The sequence below is a fragment of the Micromonospora haikouensis genome, assembly GCF_900091595.1.
Lineage (GTDB): Bacteria > Actinomycetota > Actinomycetes > Mycobacteriales > Micromonosporaceae > Micromonospora > Micromonospora haikouensis.
The window spans coordinates 1-8,076 of record NZ_FMCW01000069.1 but is presented as its reverse complement, the minus strand read 5'-3'; the positions used below and the strand labels follow the sequence as shown (position 1 = coordinate 8,076).

Genomic DNA, 8,076 nt, shown 5'->3' with positions numbered 1-8,076 from the left:
ATCCCCGTCCCGCACCGCGTCGACCAGGGGCTTGACCACCACCGTGACCACACCCTCACCCGGCACGAACCCGTCCGCCGACGCGTCGAACGCCCGCGACGCACCCGTCGGGGACAGGGCGCGCAGGTTGCGCATCGCGGTGTAGTGCAGGGGGGACATCGCGAGGCGTACGCCGGCGACGATGGCCTGGTCGCACTCGCCGCTACGGATGCTGCGCACCGCCGTGTGCAACGCCACCAACGACGACGAACACAACGTGTCGATCGTCATGCTCGGACCCGACAGATCCAGGAAATAACTCACCCGATTGGCCAGGAAGGCGTTGTGGTTGCCGAGACCGGCGGCGGCGTCCAGCTCCGGCGGAATGTTGTAGTCCTTGTAGTGCTGGTAGCTGGCGCCGACGAAGACGCCGGTCGAGGCGGGCGTGGACAGCGGGGCGATCCCGGCGGACTCCAGCGCCTCCCAGGCGGTGCGCAGCAGCCAGCGGACCTGCGGGTCGAGCACCTCCGCCTGCTTGGCGAAGAAGTCGAAGAACCGGGCGTCGAACTCGTCGATCTGCGCGAGGAAGCCGCCCACCGGGGCGCCGTCGGGGTCGCCGTCGGCAGGCCAGCGGAACGCGGGCGCCGGGCCGACGCCGCTACCCCCGCCCGCGAGCAAAGACCAGAAACCCTCGGGGTCCGTGGCGCCGGGCAGTGCACAGGCGACGCCGATGATCGCCATGTCGTGGGCGTCGCCGCCGGTCGCCGCGTCCGCGCCGGTGGGGGCGGCGTCGGGGGTGGACGGAGCGTCGGGGGCCGGCGGCGCAGGGGGCTCGTCGGGCAGGAGGGACTCCACCACGGCGGTGAGGGCCCGGCAGTCGCGCGCCTGGAGCACGTCGACCGGGCTGAGCGTCGCCCCCAGGCGGTCCTGCACCTCGGCGGCGACCATGGTGGCCAGCATGGAGTCGATGCCGGCGGCGGCGAGGGGGCTCGTCGCGCTGACCTGCGGGTCCCGCAGCACCGCGCGGACCAGGTCGACCACCGTCTCCTCCGGCAGGCGGGGGCCGCCGTGGGGGCGGGACGGCGGCGGGTCGGCGGCGGTCCCGCCGGCCGGCGGGACCCGGTCGGGCGCGGGGGTGCCGGCCGGCGGGGTCACCCGGCCCGGGTCGGGCGCGCCCGCCGCGACGGGCCGGTACACCACGTCGTCGAGGAGGACCAGGGCGCGGCCGTCGGCGTCCAGGAGGGTGGCGCTGGCCCGCCGGCTGCCGTCGGCGTCCTGCCCGGCGAGGCGCAGGTGGACGTGTCGGGTGCCGGCCGGGTCACCCCAGCGCACCGCCCGGCCGATCGAGACCGGCAGGTAGGTGAGCGTGGAGGCGGCCGGGTCGGCCAGGGTCAGCACCGCCATGGTCTGCAACGCCGCGTCGAGGGCGGCCACCGCCCGGACGCCCGGGTCCGCGTCGGCGAGGTCGACCTGGGTGAGTACGCCGGTGGTGCCGTACGCGACGTGGCCGACGACGCGCAGCGGGGCGCCGAAGTCGACGTGCTTGGCGGCGAACCACGCGTACAGGCCGGCGGGGTCGAGCGTGCGCGGGTAGCCGGCGCGCAGGGCGTCCAGCGCCACCGGCTCCGGGGCGGGGTCGGACGGGTCGGCCGCGCCCACGGTGAGATGGCCGACGGGCCGCCCGCCGTAGGAGAAGGTGGTCGTGTCGCCGGAGGGGTCGCTGGTGAGCCGGTGCCGGCCGGTGCCCCGCGCGGTGAACGCGAGCCGGTGCAGGACGGCGGCGCGGGCGAAGCCGCTGGCGACGAGGAACGCGGCCGGCAGCGTCTCCTCGCCGAAGACGCGGTGCGCGCCCAGCAGCCGGTCCAGGACGCGGTCGTCGGGCGCGGCGGGGCGGGGCGGGCCGGCGGGGCCCGGCTGGGCAGGGTCGGCGAGGTCGCGGAAGGGGTAGGGCGGCAGCGGCACCCGGCGCAGCCCGCTGCCGGCGTGGAGCCGCCGCCAGTCGACGTCGCGCCCGGCGACGTACAGGTGGGCCAGGGCGGCGAGCAGCGTGCCGTCGGGCGTGCGCAGCTCTGCGGCGATCCGCTCGGCGGTCAGCGGCACGTACGCGGCGAGCCGGGCGGCGAGGTCCGGGCCGCAGGGCACCGGGTCGCCGGCGAGGACGGTCGCGCCGCGCAGGACCGTCGCCGACGGGTCCGGCCCGGCACGCAGGGCCTGGCGCAGGCCCGCGCCCAGCTCGTCGGCCGTCGCGCCGAGCACGGCGATCCGGTGCGGCAGGTGGCTGCGCCCGACCGCCGCGGAGAAGCACAGCGCGGCGGCGTCGACCGACCGGTCCCGCCCGATCAGCCGCTCCACGTCGGCGATGCGTCGGGCGAGCAGGTCTGGGGTGTGCGCCGAGAGGACGAGCAGGTGCTCACCGGCGGGCGCGTCGGGGCGGGCGGCGGCAGCGGTGGGGCTCGGAGCGTACTCCTCGACGACGACGTGGGCGTTGGTGCCGCCCATGCCGAAGGCGCTGATGCCGGCCCGGCGGGGCCCGGCGGAGCGCCACGGCCGGGGCTCGGTCGGGATGGCCAGCCGGCCGGCGGGCAGGGCGATGTGCGTGCCGAGCGTCTCGAACCCGGCCAGGGGCGGGATCTCGCCGTGCCGCAGGCAGAGCAGGACCTTCACCAGGCCGGCCAGGCCGCTGGCCGGTTCGAGGTGGCCGATGTTGGCCTTGACGGAGCCGACGTGCACCGGCTCGGGCCGGTCGCCGGCGAAGACCTCGGCCAGGGCGGCGATCTCGATCGGGTCACCCAGCCGGGTCGCGGTGCCGTGGGTCTCGACCAGGGAGATGTCGGCCGGGGCGAGGCCGGCGTCGGCCAGCGCGGCCCGGATGACGGCGACCTGCGCCTCGCTGCGCGGCACCGGCAGGGCGCTGCCCCGGCCGCCGTGGTTGACCGCCGCGCCCCGGATCACCGCGTGGATCCGGTCGCCGTCGCGTTCGGCGTCGTCGAGCCGCTTGAGCATGACCGCGACCGCGCCCTCGCCGGGCACGAACCCGTCGGCCCGGTCGTCGAACGGCCGGGGGCGGGTGGGCGACAGCGCGCCGAGCTGGCTGAGGCTGCGGTAGTACCAGGGGGTCAGGCCGACGTGGCAGGCCGCGACGATGGCCGCGCCGCACTGCCCGGTGCGCAGGCTCACCACCGCCTGCTGCAGGGCGACGAGGGAGGACGAGCAGAGCGTGTCGACGGTCTGCGAGGGACCGGTCAGGTCCAGCGCGTAGGAGATGCGGTTGGCCAGGACGGCGTTCATCGAGCCGAGGGCGGTGTGCGGCCCGACGGCGTCGAGGCCGTTGGCGTCGCGGTGGTGGGTGTAGGTGGCACCGACGAAGACGCCGACGTCCCGCCGTCCGGCGCAGCCGCTGTCGTCGACGACGGACCAGGCGTGCTCCAGCAGCAGCTTCTGCTGCGGGTCCATCTCCTGCGCCTCGCGCACGGCGATGCCGAAGAACCTCGGGTCGAGGCGGTCGATCCCGGTGACGAACGCGCCGGTGCGGCAGTAGGTGCCGGTCATGTCGGGGCCACGCCGCTGGAAGTGCTCGTCGATGTTCCACCGGTGGGCCGGGATCTCGGTGAAGGCGTCGGCGCCGGAGCGGAGCATCGGCCACAGGTCGGTGAGGTCGCGGGCGCCGGGCAGGTCGCCGGAGACGGCAACCACCGCGATGTCGCCGCCGCGCGGGGCGGGCCGGGCGGCCGGCTCGGGGGCGGGCGCGGACACCGGTGCGGGCGCGGGCTCCGGCTCGGACGTGGGGGTGGCCGGCGCGGGGGTGGTCGCCTCGGGCGTGGCGACGACCGGCGCGGGCGTCGGGGCGGCCGGGGCGGCGGTCGGCGGTTCGGCGGTGGCGGGGGCCGGCTCGGGGGCGGCGGGCGGGCCGGCCGCGTACCGGGTGGCGAGCGCGGCGGCCAGCTCGGCGAAGTCGCCGTACTCGAGGAAGAGGGTCGCCGGGAGGGTGACCCGCCAGCGGCGGGACAGCTCCTCGGCCAGCTCGACGCTCATGATCGAGTTGATGCCGTAGTCGGTCAGCGGCGCCGTCCGGTCGAAGCCGTCGATGCCGAGCCGTTCGGCGAGGAACTCGGCGAGCCCGTCCTCGGTGCGCCCGGCGTCGACGTCGCCGGCCGGGGACGGGCCGCTCGCTGCGGCGGCGGGCGCGGTGGCCGGCGGGACCGGTGCCGGCGACGCGGCCGGTGTACTGGCCGGTGTCGTGCCCGTCGCCGGCGCGGCCGGGGCACCGGCCGGGGCGTCGGGGTGGGCGATGACGACCTGCCGGACGTCGTCGCGCAGCACGGTCATCAGGGCGTCGAGCGCCTCGACGGTGCCCAGCGGCCGGACGCCACGACGGCTCAGCTGCTCGGCCACGGCGGTGCCCATGCCCACCTCGCCCCACAGTCCCCAGTCGACGCTGGTCCAGGGCGCGCCCCGCGCGTGCGCGTACGCGTCGAGGTAGGTATTGGCGGCGGCGTACCCGCCCTGGCCGAGGTTGCCGAACGTCCCGGAGACCGAGGCGAACAGCACGGCGAAGTCCAGGTCGGTGCCGGCGACGGCGGCGGCCAGCTCGTGCAGCCCGTCGACCTTGGGGCGCAGCACCTGCGCCACGTCCTCGGCGGTGGTGCCGCGCAGCAGGCCGTCGCGGAGGGCGCCGGCGGCGTGCACGACGCCGTGCAGGTCGCCGAAGCGGCGGCGGATCTCCGCCACCACGCCTGTCAGCGCGCCGGGCGCGGCGACGTCGGCGGCGAACGAGGCGATGCGGCAGCCGTACGACTCGATCCCGGCCAGGGCGTCGGCGTCGGCTCCGGTCCCGCCGGAGCGGCTGACCAGGGCGACCAGGCCGGCACCGTCGCCGGCGAGGCGGCGGGCGACGGCGAGGCCCAGGCCGCCGTGCCCGCCGAGGATCAGGTACCGGCCGTCGCGCCGCACCGGCGGCCGGCCGCTGTCGGACGCGCGCAGCGGGACGCGGACCGGCTCGTGCCGCACGCCGGCGCGGTAGCCGACCTCGACCGGACCGTCGCCGCCCAGCTCGGCCACGAGCGCGTCGGCCGAGGCGGGGTCTAGGTCGACGAGGCGCGGCCGCAGCCCCGGGTACTCGATGGCGGCGGTGCGGACCAGCCCCCACAGGGCGGCCCGCGCCGGCTCGGGGGCGTCCCCGGCGGCCACCGGCTGGGCCCGTTCGGTGGCGACGAGGAAGCGGCCCGAGCGCTGCCGCTGGCCGAGGGTCTTCAGGGCGGCGAGGCAGGCGTACAGGCCGGCGGCCAGCTCGGCCTGGTCCGGCCGGGCGGGACCGGTGTTCCACAGGTGCACGACGCCCTCGACGGGCGCGCCGATCTCCTCCCAGAGCCGCTGGAACCCGGCCTCGTCGGGCCGGGGCATGACCCGCCGGTCGGCCCCGGTCGCCGGGGCCGACCCCTCGGGCAACACCTCGACGACGCGGGCCCCGTCGGCGCGCAGCGCCCGCACCGTGGCCGCCCCCGCGGCGTCGGGGCCGCCGTCGTGCAGGACCACCCAGATGCCGGTCGCCGGGCGGCGCGGCGCGGGGGCGTCGGCGGGGGTCCACTCGATGCGGGTGAGCAGCCCGGGAGCCGCGGCGGACCGGTGCGCCGGCAGCCGGCGCATGCGTACCCCGGTCAGCTCGGCGACGACCTGGCCGGCGGGGTCCAGCAGCACGGCGTCCGCGACGGACCAGGCGTCCTGCACGGCGGTGCGGCGCACCCGCACGGTCACCCCGGTGGTGAGGGCGGACAGGTTCGCGTACAGGGCGAGCCGCGCGACGCCGATGGGCAGCATCGGGCCGGGCGCGTCGCCGTCGGCGAGATCCTGCAGGGCGCAGCTGACCACCTGGAAGACGCCGTCGACGAGCAGGGGGTGGGAGTACCAGGGCACCGGCTGGGCCACCGTGGCGAGGCTCGCCTCGGCCGTGCCGTCGCCGACGGAGAGCCGGCGTACGGTGTGGAAGTCCGGCCCGTACGTCAGGCCGGCCTCGGCCCAGCCGCGGTAGATCCGCTCGGGCGGGACCGGCACCGGGCAGGTCACCTCCCACGCGGCCGGCGGCCGGGCGTCGGCCGGCAGCGGTCCGCCGGTGCCGGTCGAGACGGCCTTGCGGCCGTCGGGGGTGACCGCGCTCAGCTCGAAGCGGGTCCGCTCGGCGAAGGTCACGTCGAGTCGGCCGGTGACCCGCTCGTCGTCGGCGACGGTGAACGGCCGGACGAAGGCGACGTCGACGAGTTCGAGCGGGGCGAACGCCCGGCGCTGGGCGACCCCGAGCAGGGCCATCTCCAGTTGTACGGACGCGGGCAGGATGCCGAAGCCGGAGGAGCGGTGCTGGGCGATGAACGGCTCGTGCCCCGCGAAGGTCTTCTCGTAGGTCTCAACCCGGTACGTCACGTTCCCTCGCTCAGTGCTCGTAGTGACGGTCGAACAGCGGATGGCCGGCGGCCTCGTCACCTGCGGTGGGTACGGAAACCTGTGCTTCGGGGCGGCGGCGGTGCGCGGGGGCGGTCTCGTGAACGCGGGGCGCGCTCAACTCGCGGCGTTCGAAGGGGTAGGTGGGAATGGTCGTCGTGCGATGCCCCTTACCGGCATGCACCCCCACCCAGTCCACCTCACCCAGACCACGGCTGTAGAACTCCGCCACCGCGGAATGCACCTGCACCTGATCCGAACGATCCCTGCGCAACGTCGACAACCACACCAACCCCGGATCCGGCAACACCTGCCGACCCAGACCCGTCAACACCGGATGCGCACCAATCTCCCAGAACACCCCACCACCAGCCGCACCCACCAACCCCAACGCCTCACCAAACAACACCGGCCCCCGAATCCCCCCACCCCACAACCCACCATCCGCCACAGACCCCGCGTCATGCCACCGACCCGAAATCGACGACGCAAAACCAATCCGCGGCGCCGACACCACCACCCGCGACACCGCCTCCGCAAACGGCCCCACCGCCCCCACCATCGCCTCCGAATGAAACGCATGACTCACCACCAACCGCTGACACCGCAAACCAGAGTTGACACAGAACGCATCCACCACATCCACCGGCCCCGACACCGTCACACTCCGCGGCCCATTCCACGCCGCCACCTCCAACCCCGGATAAGCGACCACCGCCGACCCCACCACCTCGGCATCAGCGAACACCGCCGCCATCGCCCCACCCGACCGCTGCCCCTGCATCAACGAACCCCGCACCACCGCCAACCCCAACACATCCCTCAACCCGAACACCCCCGCCGCCCACGCGGCCGACAACTCACCCACCGAATGACCCACCACCAACCCCGGCCGAACCCCCCACGACTCCAACAACCGCACCAACCCCACCTGCACCGCAACAATCCCCACCTGCGCAAACCGCGTCTGCACCAACTCCCCACCCCGACCACCGAACAACAACTCCAACAACGGCACCTCACCGGCAACAAGCCCCGCACACTCGTCCAACGCCGCCCGGAACACCGGCTCCACCCCATACAAACCCCGAGCCATCCCCGCATACTGCGAACCCTGACCCGAAAACACGAACACCGACACCGGCGCCGCATTCACCAGACGGCCCACCGCACGATCACCCGCCGCCACCGCCGACAACCCCTCCGCCACACCCACACCATCCACACCCGACACCGCCACCCGGAACCGATGCGACGCCCGACCCACATTCGCCGTAAACCCGAAATCCCCCACACCACTCGTCCCCACACCCGACAACACCCGCGCATAATCACCCGCCAAACGCCGCACACCCTCCACACTCGACGCCGACACCTTCACCACAAACGACTCCTGCGACACCACCTCACGCGGAGCGGCGACCGGCGGCTCCTCCAGAATGACGTGAGCATTCACCCCACCCATCCCGAACGCCGACACCGCACCCCGCCGCGGCACACCCGCCACCCGAGGCCATGCGACGACCTGATCCGCCACGAAGAACGGCGACTCCTCGAACCGGATGTGATCATTCGGCCGGTTGACGTGCAACGTCGGCGGAATCAACTCCCGATCAAACGCCAGCAACACCTTCACCACACCAGCCAACCCAGCAGCCGGCTCCAAAT

2 protein-coding genes are annotated in these 8,076 nt (G+C 75.1%); both read right to left on the bottom strand.

The window, feature by feature from the left end:
- Window positions 1–6,390 (bottom strand): SDR family NAD(P)-dependent oxidoreductase (locus GA0070558_RS32255; RefSeq protein WP_091287230.1); only part of this gene is annotated, 6,390 nt, incomplete at its 3' end.
- Between the two features lie 10 nt (window positions 6,391–6,400).
- A partial coding sequence (locus GA0070558_RS32250; RefSeq protein ID WP_141722419.1) for an acyltransferase domain-containing protein occupies window positions 6,401–8,076 on the bottom strand: 1,676 nt, incomplete at its 5' end.